This window comes from Bradyrhizobium sp. USDA 4510, from assembly GCF_054059095.1.
Genome location: NZ_JBSSBT010000001.1, coordinates 7,441,976 through 7,467,681 on the forward strand (window position 1 = coordinate 7,441,976; position 25,706 = coordinate 7,467,681).

General features: G+C 65.6%; 23 protein-coding genes. 13 read left to right on the top strand and 10 right to left on the bottom strand.

Annotated elements, in window-relative coordinates; genetic code table 11:
- Positions 1-13: 13 nt before the first annotated feature.
- Entirely contained in the window at positions 14-1,330 is a 1,317-nt protein-coding gene (locus ACVMDN_RS34660) for a mechanosensitive ion channel family protein (RefSeq protein ID WP_076831164.1), read from the top strand.
- A gap of 166 nt (positions 1,331-1,496) precedes the next feature.
- A complete protein-coding gene (gene map / locus ACVMDN_RS34665; protein ID WP_076831166.1) occupies positions 1,497-2,321 on the top strand; it encodes a type I methionyl aminopeptidase in 825 nt (274 codons plus the stop codon).
- A 25-nt stretch (positions 2,322-2,346) separates the two neighbouring features.
- Here map and ACVMDN_RS34670 read toward each other — a convergent pair whose 3' ends face one another.
- The gene (locus ACVMDN_RS34670; RefSeq protein WP_076831169.1) at positions 2,347-3,066 is read right to left on the bottom strand and encodes a DNA-3-methyladenine glycosylase I; all 720 of its coding nucleotides are present in this window, start codon (positions 3,064-3,066) and stop codon (positions 2,347-2,349) included.
- 124 nt (positions 3,067-3,190) lie between these two features.
- Between ACVMDN_RS34670 and radC the strand changes: the two genes are divergently transcribed.
- The 5 genes from radC (at position 3,191) to ACVMDN_RS34695 (ending at position 10,574) form a co-directional block, all read left to right on the top strand.
- Positions 3,191-3,904, top strand: coding sequence for a RadC family protein (radC, locus tag ACVMDN_RS34675; RefSeq protein WP_076831172.1), 714 nt, complete (start codon positions 3,191-3,193; stop codon positions 3,902-3,904).
- A 364-nt stretch (positions 3,905-4,268) separates the two neighbouring features.
- On the top strand, positions 4,269-6,392 hold the full coding sequence (gene glgX, locus ACVMDN_RS34680; protein WP_141342810.1) for a glycogen debranching protein GlgX: 2,124 nt from the start codon (positions 4,269-4,271) through the stop codon (positions 6,390-6,392).
- Positions 6,393-6,637: 245 nt separating this feature from the next.
- Entirely contained in the window at positions 6,638-8,503 is a 1,866-nt protein-coding gene (locus ACVMDN_RS34685; RefSeq protein WP_076831175.1) for a sigma-54-dependent Fis family transcriptional regulator, read from the top strand.
- A gap of 83 nt (positions 8,504-8,586) precedes the next feature.
- Complete coding sequence (locus tag ACVMDN_RS34690) at positions 8,587-10,170, top strand: tetratricopeptide repeat protein (protein ID WP_076831177.1); 1,584 nt, start codon at positions 8,587-8,589, stop codon at positions 10,168-10,170.
- A complete protein-coding gene (locus ACVMDN_RS34695) occupies positions 10,170-10,574 on the top strand; it encodes a hypothetical protein (RefSeq protein ID WP_076831180.1) in 405 nt (134 codons plus the stop codon). The genes ACVMDN_RS34690 and ACVMDN_RS34695 overlap by 1 nt, the downstream gene beginning before the upstream one ends.
- Positions 10,575-10,583: 9 nt before the next feature.
- Here ACVMDN_RS34695 and ACVMDN_RS34700 read toward each other — a convergent pair whose 3' ends face one another.
- A complete protein-coding gene (locus ACVMDN_RS34700) occupies positions 10,584-11,339 on the bottom strand; it encodes an SDR family oxidoreductase (protein WP_141342809.1) in 756 nt (251 codons plus the stop codon).
- 392 nt (positions 11,340-11,731) lie between these two features.
- Here ACVMDN_RS34700 and ACVMDN_RS34705 point away from each other — a divergent pair, with 392 nt between their 5' ends.
- On the top strand, positions 11,732-12,208 hold the full coding sequence (locus ACVMDN_RS34705) for a hypothetical protein (RefSeq protein WP_057018924.1): 477 nt from the start codon (positions 11,732-11,734) through the stop codon (positions 12,206-12,208).
- A gap of 213 nt (positions 12,209-12,421) precedes the next feature.
- On the opposite strand, the gene ACVMDN_RS34710 is transcribed toward ACVMDN_RS34705, so the two are convergent.
- Both ACVMDN_RS34710 and ACVMDN_RS34715 read right to left on the bottom strand, forming a co-directional pair.
- A complete protein-coding gene (locus ACVMDN_RS34710) occupies positions 12,422-12,976 on the bottom strand; it encodes a flavin reductase family protein (RefSeq protein WP_057018925.1) in 555 nt (184 codons plus the stop codon).
- A gap of 109 nt (positions 12,977-13,085) precedes the next feature.
- Positions 13,086-14,186, bottom strand: a complete 1,101-nt coding sequence (locus ACVMDN_RS34715; protein ID WP_076831185.1) for an LLM class flavin-dependent oxidoreductase — start codon at positions 14,184-14,186, stop codon at positions 13,086-13,088.
- A gap of 425 nt (positions 14,187-14,611) precedes the next feature.
- On the opposite strand from ACVMDN_RS34715, the gene ACVMDN_RS34720 reads away from it, so the two are divergent.
- Positions 14,612-15,775: an IS4 family transposase gene (locus ACVMDN_RS34720; RefSeq protein WP_057015126.1), complete on the top strand. Its 1,164-nt coding sequence runs from the start codon at positions 14,612-14,614 to the stop codon at positions 15,773-15,775.
- Positions 15,776-15,828: 53 nt separating this feature from the next.
- On the opposite strand, the gene ACVMDN_RS34725 is transcribed toward ACVMDN_RS34720, so the two are convergent.
- Complete coding sequence (locus tag ACVMDN_RS34725) at positions 15,829-18,174, bottom strand: mechanosensitive ion channel family protein (RefSeq protein ID WP_076834943.1); 2,346 nt, start codon at positions 18,172-18,174, stop codon at positions 15,829-15,831.
- A 310-nt stretch (positions 18,175-18,484) separates the two neighbouring features.
- Here ACVMDN_RS34725 and ACVMDN_RS34730 point away from each other — a divergent pair, with 310 nt between their 5' ends.
- Positions 18,485-19,165, top strand: a complete 681-nt coding sequence (locus ACVMDN_RS34730; protein WP_244559033.1) for an ATP-dependent Clp protease adaptor ClpS — start codon at positions 18,485-18,487, stop codon at positions 19,163-19,165.
- On the top strand, positions 19,162-20,214 hold the full coding sequence (locus tag ACVMDN_RS34735; protein ID WP_244559032.1) for an AAA family ATPase: 1,053 nt from the start codon (positions 19,162-19,164) through the stop codon (positions 20,212-20,214). Before ACVMDN_RS34730 ends, ACVMDN_RS34735 begins: the two co-directional genes overlap by 4 nt.
- Positions 20,215-20,221: 7 nt before the next feature.
- Here the strand turns inward: ACVMDN_RS34735 and ACVMDN_RS34740 are convergent, their stop codons facing one another.
- Positions 20,222-22,312, bottom strand: a complete 2,091-nt coding sequence (locus tag ACVMDN_RS34740; protein ID WP_076834960.1) for a tetratricopeptide repeat protein — start codon at positions 22,310-22,312, stop codon at positions 20,222-20,224.
- Positions 22,313-22,636: 324 nt separating this feature from the next.
- On the opposite strand from ACVMDN_RS34740, the gene ACVMDN_RS34745 reads away from it, so the two are divergent.
- Together ACVMDN_RS34745 and ACVMDN_RS34750 are read left to right on the top strand one after the other, a co-directional pair.
- The gene (locus tag ACVMDN_RS34745; RefSeq protein WP_076834942.1) at positions 22,637-23,101 is read left to right on the top strand and encodes an Rrf2 family transcriptional regulator; all 465 of its coding nucleotides are present in this window, start codon (positions 22,637-22,639) and stop codon (positions 23,099-23,101) included.
- Entirely contained in the window at positions 23,088-23,906 is an 819-nt protein-coding gene (locus tag ACVMDN_RS34750) for a class I SAM-dependent methyltransferase (protein WP_057018929.1), read from the top strand. The genes ACVMDN_RS34745 and ACVMDN_RS34750 overlap by 14 nt, the downstream gene beginning before the upstream one ends.
- 40 nt (positions 23,907-23,946) lie before the next feature.
- On the opposite strand, the gene ACVMDN_RS34755 is transcribed toward ACVMDN_RS34750, so the two are convergent.
- The 4 genes from ACVMDN_RS34755 to ACVMDN_RS34770 all read right to left on the bottom strand — a co-directional run bounded on the left by ACVMDN_RS34755 (position 23,947) and on the right by ACVMDN_RS34770 (position 25,427).
- Complete coding sequence (locus ACVMDN_RS34755) at positions 23,947-24,114, bottom strand: hypothetical protein (protein ID WP_168857300.1); 168 nt, start codon at positions 24,112-24,114, stop codon at positions 23,947-23,949.
- 48 nt (positions 24,115-24,162) lie between these two features.
- Positions 24,163-24,582 (bottom strand): large conductance mechanosensitive channel protein MscL, encoded by a 420-nt coding sequence (gene mscL / locus ACVMDN_RS34760; RefSeq protein ID WP_076834941.1) that lies wholly within the window; start codon positions 24,580-24,582, stop codon positions 24,163-24,165.
- A gap of 78 nt (positions 24,583-24,660) precedes the next feature.
- Entirely contained in the window at positions 24,661-24,945 is a 285-nt protein-coding gene (locus ACVMDN_RS34765) for a hypothetical protein (protein WP_141340903.1), read from the bottom strand.
- Between the two features lie 77 nt (positions 24,946-25,022).
- Positions 25,023-25,427, bottom strand: coding sequence for a DUF3597 domain-containing protein (locus ACVMDN_RS34770; protein ID WP_076834939.1), 405 nt, complete (start codon positions 25,425-25,427; stop codon positions 25,023-25,025).
- Positions 25,428-25,706 lie beyond the last annotated feature (279 nt).

A 25,706-nucleotide genomic window follows, 5' to 3' on the forward strand; every position in this document is an offset into this window, starting at 1 on the left:
TGAGATTTTGCCGATGGACATGAACTGGAAGGACGTCCTCGAATCGATCCAAATGGCGGCGCGCTCGGTCGGCGCCGAGGTCGCCTCGCCCTGGTTCTATCTGCAATTCGGCATCATCCTCGCCGCCGCCGGCCTCGCCTACGCCGCCGACACCGCCATTCATGCGCGGGTCGACATGTCGTCGCTGGCGATGCGCTGGCCGCTGCCGCTCCGGCACTTCGCCCGCGTGATGGTGAAGAGCGCTTCCACCGCCGTGTTCGCGGTCCTGATGATCATCTCCCGCATCGTGATGTGGCACGCGACCTGGCCGAGCCGCAGCTATCTGATCGCGGTCTCCGCCAAGCTGGCGCTGGCCTGGCTGGTGATCCGCCTCGTCACCTCGGTGATCGACAACGCCTTCATCGTGAAAACAGTCTCGATCGCGGCATGGGTGGTCGCCGCCCTCAGCATCATCGGCCAGCTCGATTGGGCGGCCGACACGCTGGATGCGTATGCGGTCGTGGTCGGCGGCCTCCGCCTTTCTCCGCTGCTGTTGATCAAGGCCGGCGCGCTCCTGATCGTGGCGCTGTGGCTGACCAACCTCGCCGGCAATTTCGCCGAGAGCCGCATCAACCGCGCCACCGATCTGACGCCGTCGATCCAGGTGCTGCTGGTCAAGATCATCCGCATCGGATTGATGGTGACGGCGATCGTGATCGCGCTCGGCGCGGTCGGCATCAACCTCTCAGCGCTCGCGGTGTTCACCGGCGCGGCCGGCGTCGGCATCGGTCTCGGCCTGCAGAAGATCGTCGCCAATTTCATCAGCGGCCTGATCCTGTTGGTCGACAAATCGGTGAAGCCCGGCGATCTCGTCACGATCGGCGACAATTCGGGCCGGATCAGCGCGATGAAGACCCGCTACATCTCGGTCGCCGCCGGCGACGGCCGCGAGTTCCTGATCCCGAACGAGGACCTGGTGACGCAGAAGGTCACCAACTGGACCTATACCGACAAGAACACGCTGGTGAAGATCGCCTTCTCCACCAACTACGACGCCAATCCGCGGCAGGTCTGCAAGCTCGCGATCACGACCGCGGCGGCCCATCCGCGCGCCACCAAGGGCCGGACGCCGAACTGCATCCTGACCGAGTTCGCCGAGGCCGGGATGAAATTCTCCCTGACCTTCTGGATCGCCGACCCCGACGGCATGGACAATGTGAAGAGCGACGTCATGCTGTCGCTGTGGGACGCCTTCAAGCAGGAGGGGGTCAGGGTGCCCTACCCGGTGCGGGAACTCCGCATCCGCGGCGGCGCGCTGCCGGTCGAGAGCGTGGTCGAGGTCTCCAATTAGCGCTTGAGCGCGGTCTTTTCGCCGCAGCGGTGGCCGCTGTTCCGGATATGGCCTGAAAATCAAGCCGTTTGGACATGTCCCCATGCCCAACCTGGCTTGCGCCGGGCGCGCCGATCATTAAATTAGGGCCTGAAATCAGCCCCTTGCCCGCAGAAACAGCCCGCCCATGAGCTATATCGACGCCACCGACACCTCGCTTCGCAAGACCGGTCAGATCAAGCTGCACGGACCGAGCGGCTTTGCCGGCATGCGCAAGGCGGGCGCCCTGGTGTCGAAATGCCTCGATGTGCTCACCGACATCGTCAAGCCGGGCATCCCGACTTCGGTCATCGACGAGTTCGTTCGCAAGTTCGCCTTCGACCACGGCGCCTATCCGGCGACGCTGATGTATCGCGGCTATCGCTACTCGACCTGCACCTCGATCAATCACGTGGTCTGCCACGGCATGCCGGGCGACCGGCCGCTGAAGGAAGGCGACATCGTCAATGTCGACGTCACCTTCATCGTCGACGGCTGGTACGGCGACTCCAGCCGCATGTATGCGATCGGCGCCATCGCGCGGAAGGCCGAGCGGCTGATCGAGGTGACCTATGAGGCGATGATGCGCGGCATCGCCGCGGTGAAGCCCGGCGCCACCACCGGCGATATCGGCCATGCCATCCAGAGCTATGTCGAGCCGCAGGGCATGAGCGTGGTGCGCGACTTCTGCGGCCACGGCCTCGGCCGCCTGTTCCACGATGAGCCGAACATCATCCATATCGGCCGCCCCGGCGAAGGCGCGCCCTTGAAGCCCGGCATGTTCTTCACCATCGAGCCGATGATCAATCTCGGCAAGCCGCATGTGAAGATCCTGTCCGACGGCTGGACCGCGGTGACCCGCGACCGTTCGCTGTCGGCGCAGTTCGAGCATTCGGTCGGCGTCACCGCCGACGGCGTCGAGATCTTCACGCTGTCCGAACGCCATGGCGAGAAGCCGTGGGTTCAGGTCTAATCGGGTTCAGCTGTAACCGTCCTCGTCAATAATCGCTCCGCGTGCGCTCGATGATCTCCTCGGGCGTATGGTTCTCTCCGATCGACATCGCGCAGATCCGCGACAGATGCAGATAGGACAGTCCGGTCTCCTCCGCCCAGGCGTTGAACTGCGCCTGCACCTTGGCGAAATCGCGCTTCGACTTGACCTCCTCGGCGATATCGAGGCCGGCATCGCGCAGGCAGGCGACGACGTCGCGCGAGGTGACGAAGCCGTCCCAACCGAGGAAGCGCAGCAGCATCTGTCCGGTGTTGCCGCCGAGCCGGCTGCCGCGCTTGGCCAATAGCTCCAGCAGTCCAACCTCATCCGATGACGGCCAGGCGCTAAGGAATTTGCCGAAGCTGCCATGCTCGCGCGCGATCTCCTGCACGAAGCGGCCGTTGTCGCGCACCGACATGATCTTGGCGCCGTTGCGCACGATCCTGGCGTCGCTGACGAGCTTCTCCCAGAATTCGTCGGGCTTGAAGGCGAGCTTGGCGGGCTGAAAGCCGAGGAACGCCTCCTCGAAGCCCGGCCATTTGGCATCGATCACGCTCCAGGCAAAGCCCGCGCAGAACACGCGCCTGGTCATCTCGGCCAGCACGCGGTCGTCGCTGAGCTTTGCCAGCGCCTTGGCGCCCGCCGGCGGCCGCAGCAGTTTCTCCAGCGCCTTCGGCCCGCCCTTGCGCTTCTCCGCGCGCGAGCGGATCACCTTGAATGATGTCACGCCGCCCTCCCCCTCTTGCTCTCGAACCGTTGCCGCCGACGGTAATTCGCCCGAAGCATCGTGGCAAACCCGGCAGTTGCATCGGCTCTTGCAAATCGCCGCGAGCACGGCATGGTTGTAGCCGATGCCCGCCAAAGCCAGTGACAGCCCCGATCAGCCCGACGAGACGCCACATTATCACGGCCATCGCGAACGGCTGCGCGAGCGCTTCTATGCGGCCGGTCCCGACGCGCTGACCGACTATGAGCTGCTGGAAATGGCGCTGTTCGCCGCGATCCCGCGCCGCGACACCAAGCCGTTGGCCAAGGCGCTGTTGAAGAAGTTCGGCTCGTTCGCCGAGGTCGTGCACGCGCCGGTGGCGCGGCTGCGCGAGGTCGAGGGCGTCAAGGATGCCTCGATCAACCAGCTCAAGCTGCTCGCCGCGGCCGCCGGCCGGATCGCCAAGGGTGAGATCAGGCGCAACGTCGCGCTGTCGTCCTGGAACGACGTCATCGACTATTGCCGCACCGGCATGGCGTTCGCCGACAAGGAGCAGTTCCGCCTCCTGTTCCTCGACAAGCGCAACCAGCTGATCGCCGACGAGGTGCAGCAGACCGGCACCGTCGATCACACCCCGGTCTATCCGCGTGAGGTGATCAAGCGCGCGCTGGAATTGTCCGCCACCGCGCTGATCCTGGTGCACAACCATCCGTCCGGCGACCCGACGCCGTCGCAGGCCGACATCCAGATGACGAAAGCCATCGTCGACATCGCAAAGCCGCTCGGAATCGCCGTGCACGATCACATCATCGTCGGCAAGAACGGGCATACCAGCTTCAAGGGCATGCGGCTGATTTAGCATTGCACTCAACAAGCCCTCCGCTGTCGTCCCGGCTTAGTGCGCAATTGCACACGGGGGCCGGGACCCATAACTACGGAGTTGCGTTGTCGAAGCACGCTGTGGCTCCAGCTTTGCAAGCCAATTTGCTTTCGTGGTTATGGGTCCCGGGTCGCGCAGCGCTTGCCCGGGACGACATCGAGATTGTGGCAGAGAGTCATACGACCGCATTCTCGCGACATCTCTTGCCGAGCCTTGCATCTCGTTCCGCCCGCGTCATACGAACCAAGCGTAACTGCCGCTAAACTAGCCCATGCAACGTTTCCCGCGCGGCGGCGTTTGTTGCAGATTGATCTGACGGCCTGTCAGGGGCCTTGGGGGACCGATGTCCGATTACGTCATTGAGGAGGGGCTGCCCTATCCGCTAGGCGCCCACTGGAGCGGCCACGGCACCAATTTCGCGGTGTTTTCCGCCAACGCGACCAAGGTCGAGGTCTGCCTGTTCGACGGCGAGCGCGAGACGCACCGCTTCGAGCTGCCCGAATATACCGACCAGGTGTTTCACGGCTTCATCAATGGCGTGCAGCCGGGGACGTTCTACGGCTATCGCGTTTACGGTCCCTACCAGCCGGACGGCGGCCACCGCTTCAACCCGAACAAGCTGCTGCTCGATCCCTACGCCTGCGCCCATGCCGGCAGCCTGACCTGGAATCCGGCGGTGTTCGGCTACAAGATGGAGAGCGGCGACGACCTCACCTTCGACGAGCGCGACAGCGCGCCGTTCATGCCGAAATGCGTGGTGGTCGATCCCAATTTCGACTGGGTCCAGGAGGCGCAGCGGCAGGACGTGCATTGGGACGAGACCGTGGTCTACGAGACCCACGTCAAGGGGTTCACCAAACAGCACCCGGGCATCGACGAACATTTGCGCGGCACCTATGCCGGCTTCGGCTCGAACGCTGCGATCGACCATCTCAAGGCGCTCGGCATCACCTCGGTCGAGCTGCTGCCGGTGCATTCCTTCATCAACGACAGCAACCTGCTGGACAAGCACCTCACCAATTACTGGGGCTACAACACCATCGGCTTCTTCGCGCCGGATCCGCGCTACGCCGCCGACGTGCCGAACAGCCTGCGCGAATTCAAGGAGATGGTGTCGCGGCTGCATGGCGCCGGCCTCGAAGTCATTCTCGACGTCGTCTACAACCACACCGCCGAAGGCAACGAGCGCGGCCCGACGCTGTCGTTCAAGGGCATCGACAATGCGAGCTATTACCGCCTGCTGCCGGACAAGCGACGCTACTACATCAACGACACCGGCACCGGCAACACGGTGAACCTGTCGCATCCGCGGGTGATCCAGATGGTGATGGACAGCCTGCGCTACTGGGCCGGCCACATGCATGTCGACGGCTTCCGCTTCGATCTCGGCACCATCCTGGCACGTGAGGTTTACGGCTTCGACGAGCAGTCCGGCTTCCTCAAGGCGATGAACCAGGACCCGCTGCTCGCGACCGTCAAGCTGATCGCCGAACCCTGGGATTGCGGCCCCGGCGGTTACCAGGTCGGCGGCTTCCCGGCGGGCTGGGCGGAGTGGAACGACAAATACCGCAACGTTGTGCGCGATTTCTGGCGCGGCGAGGCGGCGCCAGGCAGCCTGGCACCGCGGCTGCTCGGCTCGCACGACGTGTTCAACCGCGAGGGCCGCCGCACCTGGGCCAGCGTCAACTTCATCACCGCCCATGACGGCTTCACGCTGAACGACTGGGCGAGCTACAACAACAAGCACAACGAGGCCAACGGCGAGCACAACAACGACGGCTCGTCGGACAACCACTCCTGGAATTGCGGCACCGAGGGCCCTACCGACAATCCGGATATCCGCACTTTGCGCGAACGGCAGAAGCGCAACATGCTGGCGACGCTGCTCGCCTCGCAGGGCACGCCGATGCTGCTCGGCGGCGACGAGTTCGGCCGCACCCAGCGCGGCAACAACAATGCGTACTGCCAGGACAACGACATCTCGTGGTTCGACTGGAATTTTTCCGACGACGCCGGGAAGCTGCTCGCCTTCACCAAGCGGATGATCAAGCTGCGGCGCGACTATCCGATCCTGCGCCGCAGCCGCTTCCTCTCCGGCGATCGCGATCCGCAGCTCGAGATCCGCGACGTGGTCTGGATCAGCACCTCGGGCGTCGAGATGACGCAGGCCGACTGGAGCACCGGCTGGATCAAATGCTTCGGCGTCGTGCTCGACGGCCGCGCGCGCAAGACCGCGATCGCGCGTGAGGGCGAGGACGACACTGTGCTTGTCATCCTCAACAGCTACGAGGGCGAGGTCGACTTCAAGCTGCCGCCGACGTCAGCCGGACCGCGCTGGTCGCGGCTGCTCGACACCAACGCGCCGGAACAGCCGGCAGGCGCGCAGTTTGCGTTCGACGGCACGTACAAGGCGGTGGGGCGTTCGTTCGTGCTCTTCACCGCTGGCGAGGTGAAGTCATCCCCGTAGCCCGTTGGCTCCACTCGGGCTGCGATCCGCCTTCTCCTTCCCCCTGAAAGGGGGAAGGTCGGGATGGGGGTCAGCCGCAGGCGATGCTGCAAGCCGAGAGAGCAGATCCCCACCCGCTTTGCTCTCACGAGCAAAGCGACCTCCCCTTTGCAAGGGGAGGTAAGGGTCCCGCGACGCCGTCGGCCAATTGACATTCGGCCGCGGACTGCCAGACTTCGCGGAAAATTAGGGGTGGAGACCTCTGGATGGCCAATCTTTCGGCCTCAAATCACGTCGCCCGTGTTCTGTCGGCGGCCAACCAGGTGGCCGGCGTCGACACCGAGACGCGGATCGCCGCGTCCTGGCGGCGCTGCCTGGTCAATCACAACCTCGATCCGGCCCGGCGCGGGCCGCCGCAGACCCTGACCGAGGCGGAGATCCGGCACATCGCCGAGCCGATGGAGGATTTGATCCAGGTCGCGATCCCCGAGCTCGAGGACCTCGCCCGCGTGCTCCACGATTCCGGCTACTGCGTCAATCTCGCCGATCCCAACGCCACCATGCTGGTGAGCCGGCTGCCCGGCGGCGACTACGCGCGGATGTTCCTGGAATGGAAGATCTACACCGGCTCGAACTTCGCCGAGACTTTCGAGGGCACTAACGGGCTCGGCACCGCGCTCGCCGAGCAGCGGCCCATCCTGGTGCATGGCGACGAGCATTTCCGCGAGCAGTGGCACATGTTCACCTGCGCGGTGTCGCCGCTGTTCGATCATGCCGGGCGGCTCGCCGGCGCCGTCAACATCACCTCGTGCCGCAGCGATCTCGGCCGCAGCGCGCATGAGCTGGCGCTCGCCGTCACTACGGAGGCGACGCGGCGGATCGAGCAGTCGTTCTTCCGCCGGCGCTACCGCGCCTCCTGGATCGCGATGCTGCCCGGCGACGGGCATGGCATGCTGGCCTATGACGACGACCGCCGTGTCGTCGGCGCCTGCCGCACCGCGCGCGCCGCGTTCGGCCTGACCGATGCGATGATCGAGGACGGCATCGACCTGTCGCATCTCGTTCAACTCGACGATCGCGCGGCACGCGCCGCGGACGAGCAGGTCGCGCTGCGTCGCGCCGACGGCACGCCGTGGGGACGCGGCCGTCTGGCGCCGCCGGTGCGGGCGCGTTCGCCGCGTCCACCATCCACACCGCCGCGCGAAAAGCCGGCCGGACAGTTTTCCGGCCTGCACCGGCTGGCGGGCCGCGATCCCGTGCTGATCAAGGGCGTGAAGCGGCTGATGACGGTCGGCAATCTCGATCTGCCGATCCTGTTGCATGGCGAGACCGGCGCCGGCAAGGACGTGTTCGCGCGCGCCATCCATGCGGCGAGCAATCGCGCCGGCCGCAACTACGTCGCGCTGAACTGCGCGGCGATGCCGGAGAGCCTGATCGATGCCGAGCTGTTCGGCTACGAAGCCGGCGCCTTCACCGGCGCGCGGCGCGAGGGATCGAAGGGGCTGATCGTGCAAGCCAGCGGCGGCACGTTGTTCCTCGACGAGATCGGCGACATGCCGCTTTCGCTGCAAACCAGGCTGCTGCGCGTGCTGGAAAACCGCGAGGTCTGGCCGCTCGGTGCGCTGAAGCCTGTCGCGGTCGACATCCGCCTGATCAGCGCCACGCACCGTGATCTGGCGCGGATGGCGGAGGACGGCAGCTTCCGCTCCGATCTGTATTACCGGCTGCGCGGCATGGAGATCCGCCTGCCCGCGTTGCGCGAGCGCGCCGACCGCAAGGACGTCATCGCGCAGATCGCCGACGAGGAAGCGCCGCACTGCCGCATCGCGGCCGACGCCTGGGCGCAGCTGATGGCCTATCCGTTTCCCGGCAACATGCGCCAGCTTCGCCACGTGCTGCGGCTCGCCGGCGCCACCGCGGAGCACGGCCTTATCACCGAGGCCGATCTCGATCTGCCGCCGTTCAGCGCACGCGGCGCGGAGGCCGATCACACAGCGGGCGAGCGCACCGCGATCGTCGATGCATTGCGAGCCAATGACGGAAGAGTGACGGACGCGGCCACGGCGCTCGGGCTCAGCCGCGCGACGTTGTACCGAAAGATCAAAGCGTTAGGGATCGCGCTGGACAGCTAGACCAGAACGGCCCCTGCTGTTCCGGCGGTGCGGGAAAGGTGATATCGTACGGTTTTCGCCTTCAACGCCACGGAGCGGGTCCCATGACACGGTTTCCCCTCGCTGTGGTCGTTGGCCTCATTGCCGCGACCATTTCGCAGCCTGCCGCCTCGGATTCCACCGAGCAACGATTGGGCAAAGTCCATTTCGTGACATCCTGCAAGCCCGAAGCGCAGGAGCTGTTCGATCGCGCCATGCTGTATCAGCATTCGTTCTGGTACAGCGCGTCGCGGCGCACCTTCGAGGAGGCGCTGGAGGCCGACCCGCAATGCGCCATCGCCTATTGGGGCATCGCGCTCAGCTATCTCTACAATCCGCACGCGCCTCCGCCGCCGGAAAACCTTCCGCTCGGCCTTGAAGCAGCGAAAAAAGGCCAGGCGCTGAATGCCGGCACCCCGCGCGAGCGGGAATACATCGATGCGATCGCGGCGATGTATGTCGACTACGACAAGGTCGATCACCGCACCCGCGTGCAGCGATTCCTCGCCGCCGAAGAGCAGGTCGCGACGCACTATGCCGACGATGACGAGGCGCAGATCGCCTATGCGATCACGCTCAACGTCGCGGCCTCGCCGGGCGACAAGACCTATGCCAACCAGCTGAAGGGCGCGGCGCTGCTCGAACCGATCTTCAAGCGCCAGCCCGAGCACCCCGGCATCGCCCACTATCTGATCCATCTCTACGACTACCCGGCGCTCGCGGAGAAGGGCCTCCCCGCGGCGATGCGCTATGCCAAGATCGCCGAACACGCGCCGCATGCCCAGCACATGCCGTCGCACATCTTCACGCGCGTCGGCTACTGGAAGGAGTCGATCGCCTCGAACAAGGAATCCGCACGCATCGCCAGGGAAGACGGCGAGCAGCAGGACCAGGCGCACGCGATGGACTATCTGGTGTATGCCTATCTCCAGCTCGGCCAAGACAAGGAAGCGCGTGCGGTGATCGACGAGCTCGGCAAGCTTCAGTTCAAGCTCGACCGGTTCGCAGGCCCCTTCGCGGTGGCGGCAAGCCAGGCCCGCTATGTCTTCGAACGCGGCGACTGGAAGGGTGCCGCCGCGCTTGAAGTGCATCCCACCAAATACGCCTATGCGGATGCCATCACCTATTTCGCCCGCGCGGTCGGCGCCGCGCGCTCGGGTGACCCCGCCGCCGCCAAGGCCGATGTCGCCAAGCTCGTCGAGTTGCGCGACAAGCTCAGGGACGCCAAGGACGCCTACTGGTCCAACATCGTCGACATCCAGCAGCAGATCGCGAGCGCCTGGGTGCTGTACGCGGAAGGCAAATACGACGATGCGCTCAGCGCGATGAATGCCGCCGCGGAGGCGGAAGACAAGACCGAGAAGCACCCCGTCACGCCGGGACCGCTGGCGCCGGCGCGCGAGCTCTACGCGGCGATGCTGCTCGATCGCGGCATGGCCAGGGAGGCGCTCGCCGCCTATGAGGCCGTGCTCAAGAAGGAGCCCAACCGGCTGGCGACTTATCTCGGCATGATCAAGAGCGCCAAGGCGGCCGGCGATCAGGCCAAGATCCGGGAATGCGCTGATCAGATTGCCCGGCTCACCGCGGATGCCGATCTGTCGCGGCCGGAGCTGATCGAATTGCGCCAGACGACCGGAAGCAAGCTGTGATGCCACGGGCGACATGGCGCAACGGTGGAGCGGCGCTGCTCGGCGCCGTTGCGCTATCGCTTTGCCATACCCTGCCGCTTGGCGCGATGGAGATCCTCGGCCAGGCCGGCGTGCTCGGCGAATGGGAGCTGACCGGACATCTCACCGAAAGCGCGCCGGACGCGCCGAGGCAGTTCTCCGGACCGCTCAAGATGAAGCATGTGGGCATCTGCACGCAAGACGGGCCGGACGAACGCGCCGGAGAAATCAAGCTGCAAATCACGGGCGCGGATTCGCAGGTCACCGCCGAGCTGGTGCTGGACGGCGCGCCCTGCACCTACAGCGCGCGCAAGACGCGCAATTACGAGGGCACGCTGTCCTGCGAAGGACGCGCGCCCGTCCCGCTGCTGGTTTGGCTCAAATAGCCGATACCGTCACGCCGCCGGCCGCGCGCGGCGCAGCCATTCGTTCAAATCGATGCGGCCGAGGCGCGCCTCGCCGAGCGGCACCAGCGAGTGCTGCTCGACCCGGCCGCCCCAGTAAAGCGCGTCAGGGTCTTTCACCACCTCGCGCGGGTCGCCCTTTGCCTTCAGATAGCGCGCCACGATCTCGTTGAACGGCGCGCGGTCGGGACCTGCGATCTCGACGATGCCGTTGCGCGGCGGCTCGAGCGCGATATCGGCGACGAGCGCGGACACGTCCTCCGCCGCGATCGGCTGGAACAGGCCGGGCGAGAGCCTGACGGTGTTTCCAACCGCGCCCGCATCGGCGATCGCGCCGACGAATTCCATGAACTGGGTCGCGCGGATGATGGTGTAGGGAATCCCGGACGCCTCGATCAGCTTCTCCTGCGCCACCTTGGCGCGGAAGTAGCCGTTCTCGGGCGTCCGGTCGGTGCCGACGATCGACAGCGCGACATGGTGCCTGACGCCGGCCGGCTTCTCCGCCGCCAGCAGGTTGCGGCCGGAGGTCTCGAAGAACTCCATCACGGCCTTGTTCTCGAACGATGGCGAATTGGCGAGATCGATCACCACGGCCGCGCCGGCCAGCGCCTCCTTCAGCCCCTCGCCGGTGATGGCGTTGATGCCGTTCTTCGGCGAGGCGGCGACGACGTCATGGCTGCGCTGGCGCAGAATGGCAACGGTCTTTGAGCCGATCAGTCCGGTACCGCCGATCACAACGATCTTCATGGTGATGCTCCTTGTCGGTAACGAGGTTTCTTGAGACATGCTTGCCGGATTTGCCGGCGGAAATCGTCATGGGTACGTCGCGCTACCTCCTCGATCGCTCTCCCGCAAGCAACCACACTATAGCATGCCACGGCTGTTCTGATGTCGCGGAACCTGTCATCCGATGCGTCGTCTGACGAGCATGAGACGTTGGTGGCTACGCTTGCTGAACCTCTTACCGTCACGTAGACTAATGCGTGCGTTCCAGCCAGCGTGCTGGGGTACCGAAAGCTTCGGCCGCTGCCGGGATATCACCGCGGGCTCTCTTTCGTGCTGCAACGCAAATGCTGGGCATGACGTTTAGCCCGCTGTGCACTCCTTGATTTGATTTCAAGCAAACGCAGGAGGAGTCTATGCGGAATTTTATCACCTTTTTCGTTTCCAGCGTGGCAATCGTCGTTGCGGGGTCGACCGCGTTAGCGGGTGAGAAGGTGCTCGAGTTCAAGCTCGTCACCAAGCCTGTCGACGTCAAGGTCATCGAGGCAGCAAACGTCGAGGGGCAGACGGTCGTTTCCGGCAAGTTCTTTGGTGTCGCCATCTTCAGTGATGGCCATATCGGGGTGAAGGAGTTCGTCCATTCAGGAGACATGCTGAAGGGCTCGGGCTCCTATTACGGTTACAGCACCTACACGTTCGAGGAAGGCGCGATCACCGCGCGTTACACCGGCGCGATCAAGGACGGAAAATCAAACGGCGAATATACGATCCTTTCGGGCACGGGCGCTTATGCGAATGCAACGGGCACAGGAACGATCGAAAGCGCGCCGAACCCCTTCAAGGGGGTCAATCTTCTGAACATCAAACTGGTCGTGAGAACGCCGGGGTCATAGCAGCGCAGCGTCCGCGGGACCACGGCAAGGACAGCGACGCCTCACATGAGCGTTGGCTCGGCCAGCGGTCGCACGGCCGGGCCAAAGCCATCAAACGCGTGCAAGACGGGTCGTCAGCATTGCGCCCTCAAGGCGACGCAGCCCGACAGCTCTCAAACGATTGAGAGAGGATCGGGTACCTGGACCCGTCCGCCTCGCAGATGTCAGTACGTTTCAGGAAAATTCGTTCCAGCTCACACGCCGCGCATCGACGTCGCCGAGCTCGACCGGATCATGGATGTTGCGCACGCTCTGGAAGCCGGAGCGCAGATAGATCAGCGGGTCGACTGTGGTCGCGGCGCGGACGTGCTGGACCTCGCCGATGAAGATCGAATGGGTCTTGGTCTCGAGCTCCTGCGCCAGCACGCAGTCGAACGCCGCGACGGCATCCTCCAGCACCGGGGCGCCGGTGGCGCCGGTGGTCCAGCGCCCAAACGCAAAACGGTCGTCGCCGTTGACGCCCTTCTGGCCGGAGAAGGTCAGGGCCAGCAGCGCGTGGTCCTCGTTCAGGAAGTTGATGACGAAATGGCGCTCCTCGCGGATGCGCTGATGCGCGCTGGCGTTACGGTTAACGCAGACCAGCACCGAGGGCGGATTGTCTGACAGCGAGCAGGCCGAGGTCACGGTCAGGCCGGTGCGCTGCCCGGTCTCGGAGCCGACCGTCACCAGCGCGACGGCGCCCGCGCAATGGCGCATCGCCTGCTTGAAACTCTGTGCGTCGACCGTCATGCCGCAAACCCTGTTTGAGCATGATCCGCCGGATCATGCTTCGGTAAAAACACTTCGTTCAAGATATGCGAGGCGGGGTGCGAGGCAAGCCCCGCACCCCGCGCAGCTGTCATGCAGCCTTCTCGAACTCGGCTCCGAGATGCTTGAGCCGCGGCATCACCTCGTTCTTGAGCAGGTCCAGCGAGTGCCGCCAGGCTTCCGGCTTGTGCTTGTAGTCGAAGCCGAACACACAGAGGACGCCGAAGCCGCCGACCTCCCGGTAGATCTTCTCGATCCTCTCGGTGACGGTCGCGGGCGAGCCGACGATCCAATTCCGGCGTGCGCAATATTCGACGGTGACGTCGCTGTCGGGCACGTCGGGCGCGTGCTTCAGATAGTCCTTGAAGCCGAAATGGCCGAGCAGCGGCAGGAAGTACTCGCCCATCATCCGGCCCATCATGTCGCCGGTCGACAGCTTCCACGCCTCCTCATCGGTATCCGCCACGAACACCTCGCGCACCAGCCGCCAGTCCTTGCGGCTCGGCTTGCGGCCGGTCTTGGCGGCGCCGGCCTCGACCGAATCCCAGTGGCTGCCGACATAGGCCGGGTTGAGGTTGAGGCTCATCGGGATGAAGCCGCGCTCGCCGGCGAGCTTCAAGGTGTCCGAATTCTTCGACAGGCCGGCGACGCCGATCGGCGGATGCGGCCCCTGCAACGGCTTGATGTGCGGCTTGAGGAAGTCGAACATCGTGTCCGGCTTGCTCACTGTCCAGTACTTACCCTTGTGCGTCCAGGGTCCCGGCTCGGACCACATCTTCAGGATGATCTCGAGCGCCTCGCGGGTCATGTCGCGGTTCTGGCCCGACATGCCGTCGACATTGAACATCGCCCAGTCGCTGGGCAGGCCCGAGGCCGCGACGCCGAAGTTGAGGCGCCCGTTCGAGAGATGATCGAGCATCGCAACGCGGTTCGCGAGCTCGGCGGGATGATGATACGGCAGCAGGAAGCCGCCGGGCCCGATGCGCAGATTCTTGGTCTGCAGCAACGCCTGCGCCACCAGCAGGTCGGGCGACGGGTGCGGCTCCCAGGGTGCGGTGTGATGCTCGCCGATCCAGGCTTCCTGGTAGCCGAGCTCGTCGAGCCAGCGCAGCGTCTGCAGGTCCCAGTCGTGGCCCTCCTTCAATCCGCACTCCGGCGGGTGCGAGGGCATGGTGAAGTATCCAAGCTCCATGTGCGTTTCCTTCCTTCGCGTTGGGTTCAGTCGTGCAATGCGTCTTGCCGCGCATTGCATGACGATCAGCAAGCGCTGTGCCAGCGGAGGAAGTCGCAGGGAATGGGTGAGAACGGCCGGATTTCGGCCGGCTGCGCGCCGGTCAGCGGGCTTGGCAAGGCTGGCGGCGTCTCACCGTCGCGAGACGTGTCGCAACCATGAGACGCGCCGGCAAGCATTCCCGCTGGCTCGGGCTGCCTTCGCACACACGGAAGCAGATACTCTCGCGGAGACTCCCCCTCACCCGAATTCGAGCTTCGCTCGAATTCGACCTCTCCCCGCGCGCGCAGGGGTGTCCGGGGAATGATTCACTGTGTCGCGGTGCATGCTCGGCAGGACCGAGGCAAATCGGTCTTTTCTGGTTGTCGAGACACAGAGGGCCGAGCATGCGATATCGCGGTAGCATTTTTGGAAGGCTGCTTGAACCGATCAATCGACGGCAGTTTCAGACGGTTGTGGATCGTCTGGACGGGGATGCCTACGACAAGTCGTTCAGGAGCTGGGATCATCTGGTGGCGCTGATCTATGCCCAGCTTAGCGGCAACAGCAGTCTGCGCGGGGTGGTGACTGGCTTCAACGCCAATTCGCAGCATCACTATCACTTGGGAACCGGCAAGCTGTCGCGCTCGACGTTGTCCGATGCCAATGCCCGCCGTCCGATCGGCATTTTCGCGCAAACCTTTGCGGCGCTGTCGGCGATGGCGCGTCGCCAGCTGCGGAGTGAAGGCATGGAGATGGTGCGTCTGATCGACGCCAGTCCGATCCCGCTCGGCAAGGTCTGCAGTTGGGCGACGTGGAACGGCCGCATCCGCGGCATGAAGCTGCATGTCGTCTACGACCCAAGGAGCGATGTCCCGACCTGCGTCGAGATGACGGCCGCGAACGTCAATGACATCGAGATCGGCCGACAGACCCCAATCCAGCCCGCCACCACCTATGTGTTTGACAAGGGCTATTGCCGTTTCGACTGGTGGCAGAAGATCAATGATAGCAAGGCTTTCTTCGTTACCCGGGCGAAGACGAGCATCCGTCTTCGCTCGCTCAGGCATCGCGCCATCCGCAAGCGTAACGGGGATGGCTTCGAAATCCTTGCCGATGACGAGGTGAAGCTCACCAGCAAGGGCGATTCGCGCCTTCCAATCCCGCTCCGCCGCATCAAGATCAGACGCGAGAAAGGCGGCAAGATCACACTCCTGACCAACGACCTTGCCCGTAGCGCCGTCGAGATCGCCGCCCTCTACAAGAGCCGATGGCAAATCGAGCTGCTGTTCCGCTGGATCAAGCAGCATCTCGATATTCGCAAGTTCCTCGGCGCCAACGACAACGCGATCCGCCTTCAGGTGCTCGCTGCGATGATTGCCTACCTGCTGCTGCGCATCGCCGCTCACACCAACTGCATCAAAATGCTCCCGCTCAGGTTCGCCGAACTCGTCGGCCAGCTCCTGCTCACGCGTCGATCCCTCGCTGCCATCGACAAACCTCCGCCCATCAACCCCAGCCGTCGGAAATCAACCATCTCACCTGACCAGATGGAGCTCCGCTATGCCTGAATTTCCCCGGACACCCCTGCCGCGCGCGGGGCGAGGTGAAGCGGAGCGCCGGATCAGCCCGCCGCGCGGCGCGGCTGGGCGTTGGTATCGGGCTCGGAGGATGGAGGAAGCTGCATCAGGATGGTCTGGCCCATCGAGGCGATCTCGATGCCCTCCTCCTGGAAGCGCCGTTTCATGCGGCGGTTGAACTCGCGTTGCACCGCCCAGCGTCCGCTATCGGTGCAGCGGATCTGGCCGACGATGGTCACGACCGAGCCGTCGACCTTGTCGACGCCCCACAATTCGAGGTCGCCTCGGATGAATGCGCGATACGCTGTCTCCTGGCGCATTTGGGCGACGATGTCCTTCAGCACCTCGCCGGCGCGGTCGGTGTCCTCCTTGTAGGACACGTTGACGCTGACCGCGGCATTGCCGGCGCCGCGGCTGGAATTGGTGATCGTCGTCACCGCGCTGAACGGCACGACGTGCACCGAACCGTCGCCGGCGCGCAGCCGCATGGTGCGGATCGAGACGTTCTCGACCACGCCCGAGAGGCCCGACACCGTGACGTTGTCACCGACCTGCACGGTGTTCTCGATCAAGAGGAACAGCCCGGTGATGAGGTCCTGCACCAGCTTCTGCGAGCCGAAGCCGATCGCGATGCCGACGATGCCGGCGCCGGCGAGCAGCGGCGCGACATTGACGCCGATCTCGCTGAGCGCCGTGAGGCCGACCACCGCGACGATCATGCAGAACAGCGCGGTGCGCAGCATCGGCTGGAAGGTGCGCAGGCGCGCGGCGCGGGCGTAATGCCCGTCGCGCGACAGGGTGTCGATCTGCCGGTCCATCAGCGCATTGGCGACTTCCCAGATCACGGCCGCGGCCAGCGCGGCAATGCCGATCGTCACCAGCGCCGAGATCAGGCGGCTTCCGATCTGGCCGCCATAGAACCAGACGATGGCATCGACGCCCCAGACCTCGAGCAGCGCGACGAAGCCAATGAAGGCGATCACCGCCGTGACCACCTTGCGCAGCAGCGGCAGATAGCGGTTGGCGCGGGTCTCGAGCCCCGGGAAGCGCTGGATCAACTCCGGGCTGATGCGGAAGCCGCGATCGATCAGGCTCAGCACCACCATGGTGACGAGGCGGGTAACCAGCAGCACCGCGACAGTGCCGACGAAATACTGCAGGAGCAGCGAATAGCCGTTGCGGATGTTGAGCGCCCACACTGCCCACAGCGCGAGGTCGAGCGCGATCGCCAGCACATGCCAGAGCGCCGCGAGACGGTTGCGCGTTCGCGCCGCAAGCCCGGTGCGATCGGCCGGCGCGCGGATGGCGTCGGCGACCTGGCGGCGGCACTGCAGGATGATGACGACGACGAACAGATGCACGACCAACATCACGAGCCGGATCAGCGCGGCATAGCCGGCGCGATGCAGCCCGAGCAGCAGCGCGACATTGGCAAAGGCGATGCCGGAGACGCCGACGGCGACGATGCGCCGGGCCCAGATCTCGATATAGGCCGCGGTCTCGGCACGGACGCGGAACAGGCCGAACGGCCCCGCCAGCGCGCGCACCGCGCAAATCAAGACGCGCGAGAACACATAGGCGTTGACGACGGCCAGGATCACGAGCCGCGTGGTCGATTGATCGCCGATCTCGGTGCCGAGCAGCGCGGTGGCGATGCCGCCGAACACGACGACCGGCAGCAATTCGAGCAAAAGGCGCCCAAGCACGAAGGGCAGCCGGACCAGCGACTGCCAGGCCCGCGCCAGGCTGAGCCGGCGCCGCTGCAACTCGGGCGCCGGCGTGACGTCGGCAACCGACGACGGCGGATCGACGATGGCGAGCGTCTGCACCGGCATGCGCGCGGTCTGCGGCAGCCGCGCTTCCAGGAACGCGACCGGCCGCTTGATCAGGCGGAACACCACCCATTCGGCGGCCAGCGCGCAGCCGAACACCAGCGCCAGCTTCCAGGCGATATCGATCAAGAGGCCATAGGCGACCGGATCGTTGGCGGTACGCACGAACCAGTAGTAGAACGCCGGGAAATGCGTCAGCGTGCGCGCGACGTCGGCGACCTCGCGCGACATCTCGCCGACCTGCTCGGACACCATCAGCAACAGCTGTGCGCCGAGGCTGTCGGCGGTGAGCGGGATCGGCGAATGCTGCTCCGGCGCAGGCGCCGGCTGGGCCGCCGCCTGCGGCGAGGCATTGGCGATGGCGCGCAGCGTGTTGATGATCTCGCCGCGCTTCTTGTCGTCCTGCAGCGTGTCGAGCGCACGTTTCGCCTGCTCGGGCGTCAGCGCGTCGCCGGTAGCGGGTTGCGGCGGCGCCGGCTTGGCGGCCGGCTGCGCCAGCGCGGGAGAGACGAACAAAGTGAAGACGAGAAGCAGCGCAAGGCGAAGTTTGTGCGACACGAGGGCCTCATAAAATAACTGCGCGACCGCAAACCCTTGGGAGGAATCTGCTCTCGCGCTCGCGCCATGTCGGATACTCCTTTTCGCCCCGATGGTGTGTCGGAAGTTTGCCGCTGTGACGGCCATCTCTTGGCATTTGCCGCAACACAATCGTCACAGGCGTTGAGCCGCGTTTACACTTCCAGTGCGCGTTCCCGGCCGGCTCACTACACGTCAGGGGTGAGACCGCAGAATCTTTCGCTTGACGCGCAGGAGCCGCCGTGATGTTCTTACTTTGTTCTTTTGTTCCCAATTGCGTTTCGGGGGTTTCATGCACGACGTTTTTGCCGAGAACGGTCCGGTCAGGCTCTTCATCCATGATGACGACGAGACACCGATAGAATTCATGCGCAACCTGCTGCGCACGGTATTCGGCAAGTCCCGGAAAGAGGCTGTTGCCGTCACCGCGCGAATCGAGGCCCAGAACGGATTCGCATGCGGCCCCTATCCCGCGACGGTGGCCAAGGCACTGCTGGAGTCCGCCCAACAGCTGATCCGCAACAACGGGCATCCATTGCTGATCACCGCATCGGCCGCCGACGCGGACCGGCCGTGCGATCTCTGTGGCGCGCTGGAGCCCGTCACCGACGTGTTTCTCATCCGCCGGACAGTCTGCCTGTGCGGCAACTGCCTGATCGCCGCGCGGGCAAGCTCGGAAAATCTACCGAGCGAGGAGTTCAGATATGCCTTCATGGCGCTCGATTGGCATTTTGCCGGGACGCCGCGCAATCAGATCATGACCCGGTCGCGACAATTTCCCGGTCACATGCGAGCGGACGTTCAGATCGCGATCGACAGGTTGTTCGATGTGCCGATCCATTTCTTCGGCATTCATGAGCAGCACCGCTATGAGACCCTCGCGATTGCCTCGCTGATGGAGACAGCCGCAACGCGCCGCCGATCGCGCCGCCGCAGTATCACGACGTCGACGTTGGCGAGCCTGAGTCGGTGAAATGCCTGACCAATGGCTTGTGGCTATGCCAAACCGGAGAGCTGCGCTACGCGGTGCTGCTCAGCTACCATCGTGATTATCAGACCGAGCCGGGCTTGCGGATCGAGCTCGCGGTGCCCGCAGGCGTCGCCGGAAACGCCTTGGTGCAGCGGACCTTTGCCGAGCTGGAAGCGGCCGTGCACGCGGCACGATCCTATCGCGGCAAGATCCTGTCGCTCGAGGATGCCGCCGACTATCGCGGCCGCGCCCGCGGCGTGACCGTGCATCGCCTGCCGACGGTCGCGCGCGATGACGTGATCCTGCCGGACCGGACGCTGCGGCTGCTCGACCGCAACGTGCTCGACTTCGTCGAAAGCCGCGATCTGTTGCGCAAGCTCGGGCAGTCGACCCGCAAGGGCATCCTGCTCTACGGCCCGCCCGGCACCGGCAAGACCCACACCATTCGCTATCTCGCCACCAACCTGCCGGATCACACCACGCTGATCATCACCGCCGAGCAGGTCGGCCTGCTCGGCGCCTATATGAGCCTCGCGCGGCTGCTGCAGCCGACCATGGTCGTGATCGAGGATGTCGACCTGATCGCGCGCGACCGCGAGGACATGGGCGGACCGTGCGAGGAATCGCTGCTCAACAAGCTGCTCAACGAGATGGACGGCCTGAAGGAGGACTGCGACATCCTGTTCGTGCTGACCACCAACCGGCCCGAGGAGCTGGAAGGCGCGCTGGCCGGCCGGCCCGGCCGCATCGACCAGGCCATCGAGGTGCCGGTGCCCGACGAGACCGGGCGCGGCAAGCTGATCCGACTGTACGGCAAGGGCCTGCCGCTCGAACCGCCCGTGGTTGACGCAGCGGTGCAGCGCACCGCCGGGGTCAGCGCCGCATTCATCAAGGAGCTGATGCGCCGCATCGCTCAGGCCAGCATCGCCCGCGGGGGAGGCCAGGATGTCACTGCTGACGACATCGGCGCAGCGCTGAACGAGATGCTGTTCGACGGCGGCCGGCTCAACGTGAAGCTGCTCGGCGGCGCGCAGGGGATGAGTGCGGGGTGATGGCCGGTCAACGCACTAAACGTGCCGGCAACAGCAACTCGCGCTCGCCGCCGGCGAGCCGCGCGAGTTCGTCCGACACGCGCGCCAGCGCGCGATCCCAGGCCTGCGGTCTGTCCTGGCGGAACAGCCGCATGGTCGGATACCAGGGCGTGTCGGCGCGATCGCGCAGCCAGCGCCAGTCGAGCGCATAGGGACACAGCATCCAGACCGGGCGGCCGAGCGCGCCGGCGAGATGCGCCACCGAGGTGTCGACGGCGATGACGAGATCGAGCGCGCAGACGGCCGCCGCGGTGTCGGCGAAATCGCCGAGCGTCGGCGCGAGGTCGATGATGTCGGCGCCAAGGCCCCGCAGCACCGGAGCATCGTCCGGCCGCGGCTCCTTCTGCAGGCTGTACAGCTGCACGCCCGATGTGACCAGCCGCGGCAGCACGGCGTCCGCCGGCAGCGAGCGCTGGCGGTCACCCTTGTGCCTGGGATTGCCGGCCCAGACCACGCCGACCTTCAGCGCGGTCACGCCGGCGAGCGCCTCGCGCCAGCGCGCGAGCTTGACGACATCCGCCCGCAGATAGGATATCGCTGCAGGAATGGTCTCGACGGTGGTGCGGAAGATCCGCGGCAGGCTCAGCAGCGGCAGTTGCAGATCGAACGGCGGCAGCGGCTCGCCGCGCGCGAACACCGCGACATCGGGCAGCATCGGCCGCAGCAGCGCGACCAGCCCCGGCTGCACCTGCAGAATGATCCGACCGCCCCTGCCCTCCAGCATCGGCACATAGCGGACGAAATTGATGGCGTCGCCGAGTCCATATTCGGCAAACAGCAGCAGCGTGCGTCCAGCGAGCGGCTCGCCCTGCCATTCCGGCTCTTCGAACACGGGATCGCCGTCGCTGAGCATCCTGGTCTTGCGGCGCCACTGATACTCCTCAAAGCCCTCCTCGAACTCGCCGTTCATCAGGAGGAAATGCGCGTGATTGTAGTGCGCGAGCGGCTGCTCGGGATCGAGTGCAATCGCCCGGCGCGAGGCCATCAGCGCCGCATCGATCTCGCCGGCATTGCGCAGCGCGACCGCGAGGTTGGCGTGACCCTTGGCATAGAGCGGCTCGAGCTCGATGGCGCGCCGATGCGCGGCGACCGCGGCCTCGACCAGGTTCTGCGCCTCGAAGATGATCCCGAGATTGGTGTGCGCGGCGGCGTAGTCCGGCTTCAGCGCCAGCGCGAGCTCGGCGCAGGCGATGGCGTCGTCGAGCTGTCCGAGCTCGAACAGGCAGGCGCCGAGATTGTTGAGGATGACGTGATCGGACGGGTCGCGGGCCGAGACCTGGCGATAGATGCGGACGGCCTCCGCGCGCTCGCCCGCTTCGTGCAGCACCATCGCCAGCAGGCGCTGCGGCGCGATGTTGTCGGGATCGAGTGCAATCGCGCGGCGGTAGTGCAGGATTGCGTCCTCCAGCAAGCCCTGGCGATAGAGCGCCGCGCCAAGGCCGCAATGCAGTCCGGCATTGTCGGGATCCGTGGCAAGTCCACGGCGATAGGCCGTGGCGGCCGCTTCGTGCCTTTTCTGATCGCTCAGCACATTGCCGAGGTTGAGCCAAACGCCGCGGTAGACCGGATCGCGCGCGATCACCTCGCGATAGGCCTGCTCCGCCTCGACCGGCCGCTGCTGCCCGGCCAGCGCGACGGCGAGGTTGAACCGCGCCCGCGTCAGGCCGCCATCGAGTGCGATCGCGCGGCGGAACGCGGTCTCGGCCTCATCGAAGCGCGACAGATCGCACAATGCGACGCCGAGCTTGATGTGCAGGCCGGCATCCTGCGGCCGCAGCGTCACGCCGCGCTCGAACGCCGCCACCGCGCCTTCGTGCTCGCCCTTCACGGCGAGCGCATCGCCGAGCGTGGCGAAGGCCGGTGCATGGTCCGGATCGAGGTTGAAGACCCGGTTCAGCAGCATAGCACCTTCCGCGACACGATCGGTCACGAAGGCGATGACGGCGGACAGATGCAGCGCCGGAACATGGTCGGGATCGGCGGTGAGGATGTCGCCGCACAGCGTGCCGGCCTCCGCCGCGCGGCCCGCGCCATAATGCGCCACCGCATCCCGCAACATCCGATCGACCGCCACGCTGCCCACGATACCGCCCCTGCCAACGACCCCGATGCGGATTAAACGGGCGACGCCGCGAAATCCGGCACGCGAATCTCGGTTGAACAATCAAAGCCCAGGTGCAGGTCCTTGATCTCTTCTCCTTCCCCTGAAAGGGGGAAGGTCGGGATGGGGGTCAGCCGCAGACGACGCTGCAAGTGGAGCGAGCTGATCCCCACCCGCTTTGCTCTGACGAGCAAAGCGACCTCCCCTTTTCAAGGGGAGGTAGGAGGGCCACAGACCACCGCCCCCTTGACGGCCGCCGCTTCATGTAACATATGAAGTTACATGATACGTGATAGCCGCCTGTCGAGCGTCCTGCATGGCCTGCTCCACATGATCGGGGCCGGCGAGCCGGTCACGTCGGAGCAACTTGCGCAGGCGATGGCCACCAACCCGGTGGTGGTACGCCGCGTGATGGCGGGGCTGCGCGAGCAGGGTCTGGTGCATTCGGAGAAGGGCCATGGCGGCGGCTGGACGCTGGCGCGCGATCCGGCCGACATCACGCTCGCGGACATCTATCGCGCGGTCGGCGCGCCCACGATCGTTGCGATGGGCCATCGCTCGGAAAATCCCGGCTGCCTGGTCGAACAGGCCGTCAACGACGCGCTCGGAGACACGTTTCGCGAGGTCGAAGCGCTGTTCCTGAAGCGGCTCGGCGCGGTGACGCTCGAAGCGCTCGCGAAGGATTTCAAGCGCCGGCTCGCCAAACACAAGCAAAATCTCGAGGACCAGATTCATGCAGTCAAGTGAGCAGGCGAAACCTCTGCCGTACAACGATCCCGCGCATTGGGACAAAATGGTCGCCGCCTATGAGGCGCAGTCGCAGCCGTTCACGACATTGTTCGCCGACGCCGCGGTCGCAACGCTTCCGATCGACCCGTCATCCAGGGTGATCGACGTCGCCACCGGCACGGGCGCCGCGGCGCTGGCCGCCGCCCGCACCGGAGCCGAGGTCACCGCGATCGATTTCTCCGCCGGCATGGTGGCACGTGTCCGCGCGCATGGTGTGGCGAATATCGAGGCGCGGCAGATGGACGGCCAGGCGCTCGATCTGCCGGATGCCGCCTTCGACGCGGCAGTGTCGGTGTTCGGCGTGATGCTGTTTCCGGACTGGCGCGCCGGCCTCTGCGAGATGGCACGGGTGACGCGACCGGGCGGATCGGCGGCGATTGCGGTCTGGAAGAGCGCCGATGGCGCCGCCGTGCATCTCCTGCTCTCGCAGATCATCCGGCGGCTCTATCCCGACAATGTCACGCCGATGCCGTGCACGGGCCTCGCCGAGCTCGCCGACCCCGGCCGCCTCGCCGCTGCGCTCATCGCCGCCGGCTTCTCCGATCCGGCGATTGCCGAGATCACCCACGACTTCAAGCTCAATGTCGCCAATCCCGCCGACGTCGACAAATTGTTCGAGTTCATGCCGCATTGGAGCGGGCTCGATGCAGACCAGAGCGCCGCAGTCGCGCGCGCCTTCCGCGCCGAGATTGAGCGCAGGCGGGTCGGCGACAGCTTCGCGATTCCGTCGACCGCGCTGATCGCGACGGCCCGGCGGGCTTGACCGAAACGGCCGCGATCCGGCCATGCGAGGTCACGGCCGCCTAGCGCTTGTCGTCGTCCGGTTTTTCTTCATCGCTCGGCGGCTGCAGGCCGGGACTGTTGGCCCAGCGGTCGAGTTCCTCGATCACCCGCCGATGGCTCGGCCGCAGCGGCTCTGCACCACCGGGCTCTTGCGATAATTTTCGGGGCAGCTTGACCTGATCTGGCATGGCTAGGCTCCAGAGCTGGGGCTGTACGCGCGATACGAGGCGCGATCGCTACGCGCGCGACTTGAGGAGATCGCGAATCTCGGTGAGCAGCTCCTGATCCTTGGTCGGCTTCGGCGGTTCGGCCGGCGCCGCGGGCGCTTCGCGCTTGAGCTGGTTCATGAGGCGGACCACGATGAACAGCACGAAGGCGACGATCAGGAAGTTGAGCGTGAGGGTCAGGAAGTTGCCCCAGGCCAGCACCGCGCCCTGCTTCTTGGCATCGGCCAGGTTGGTCGCCGTCACCGACTTCGACAGCGCGGTGAAATAGTTGGAGAAGTCGAGCCCGCCGCTGATCGCGCCGATGATCGGCATGATGACATCGGCCACCATCGACGAGACGATCGCGCCGAATGCCGCGCCGATGATCACGCCGACGGCGAGATCGACGACGTTGCCCTTCATGGCGAATTCCCTGAATTCCTTCAGCATCTGATCTCCTGTTTTCCAAATGAATGCGGTGGCACGCCCCGGCGACTGGATCGCCGGCCGCTCCAAGGGGGCGAAAGACTATTTGCGATCGGCCGGCTTCGCGGGCGCCGCGACTGGCTGCGCAGGCGCGGCCTGCTCCCATGGCGCCGGCAGGATGACCCGCGCCGGCGGCGGGTTCTGCGCGGCGCGCTGCACATTCGCATTTTCCGACCGCGGCTCGTCGCGGGCGTTATCCGCGCGGGCGGTGGCGACAAGGATGCCGAGCGTCAGCGCGACGGATCCGAGTGCCGCGCCGACCAATGCGACGGACCGCACCACACCAGCGCGCGGCCTGTTCAGGATGGCAGGATGAGATGAGGTCATCGCAACTGCTCCTCACGCAATAGACATCGTTCGGAACCGCTCGGGCGCGAGCGCCGCGCACGGCTCGAGGCGGGACGTCAGGTCTTGATGTCGTCCGGCAGCTTGCCGCCATTGGCGGCGAGCTTCGCCATCACCTGCTGATGCAGCCAGACATTCATGGTGGCGGTGTTGCTGGTGTCGCCGGTGTAGTGCAGCTCCTTCGCGAGCTCCTTGCGCGCCGCAAGGCTGCTGTCGAGGCCGAGCGCCTTCATCAGGTCGACGATCGAGCTGCGCCAGTCGAGCTTCTCGCCGGTGGCCGCGGCCGCCTTGTCGACGATCGCGGCGACGACGACGGATTGTGCCGCCGCCGTGCCGGGCGCAGCGGATGCAGCCGTCGACGTCGAAGGCGCTGCGCCGGGCGCGGCCGCCGTTGTGCTCTCAGCGGTTTTGGCCTGGGCGCCGTGGCCGAAGATTGCACCCATGATGCTTCCAAAAATGCTCATGATCTCTCGCTCCGTGCGCCCGAGACACCGTTCGTCCCGTGGCTGTTTCCGGTGACGGGGCGGACGATAGGCAGGCCATTGGCCGAGCGGAAGATGACCATCGTCACTATCGGAGTGTGGGACGGCGTGGTGCTGTCGGCGGAGAAAGCGTGCGGCTTTCTGCGGCCGCGCGAGAGCCTTTCATCGTACGCCCCACGTGCGATGAAGTCAGCCGTCCCGGCCCGATTCGCCAGCCCCGAGAAGTCGGGGCGGCTGACACAGACGTGTGCGCGTTGTCGC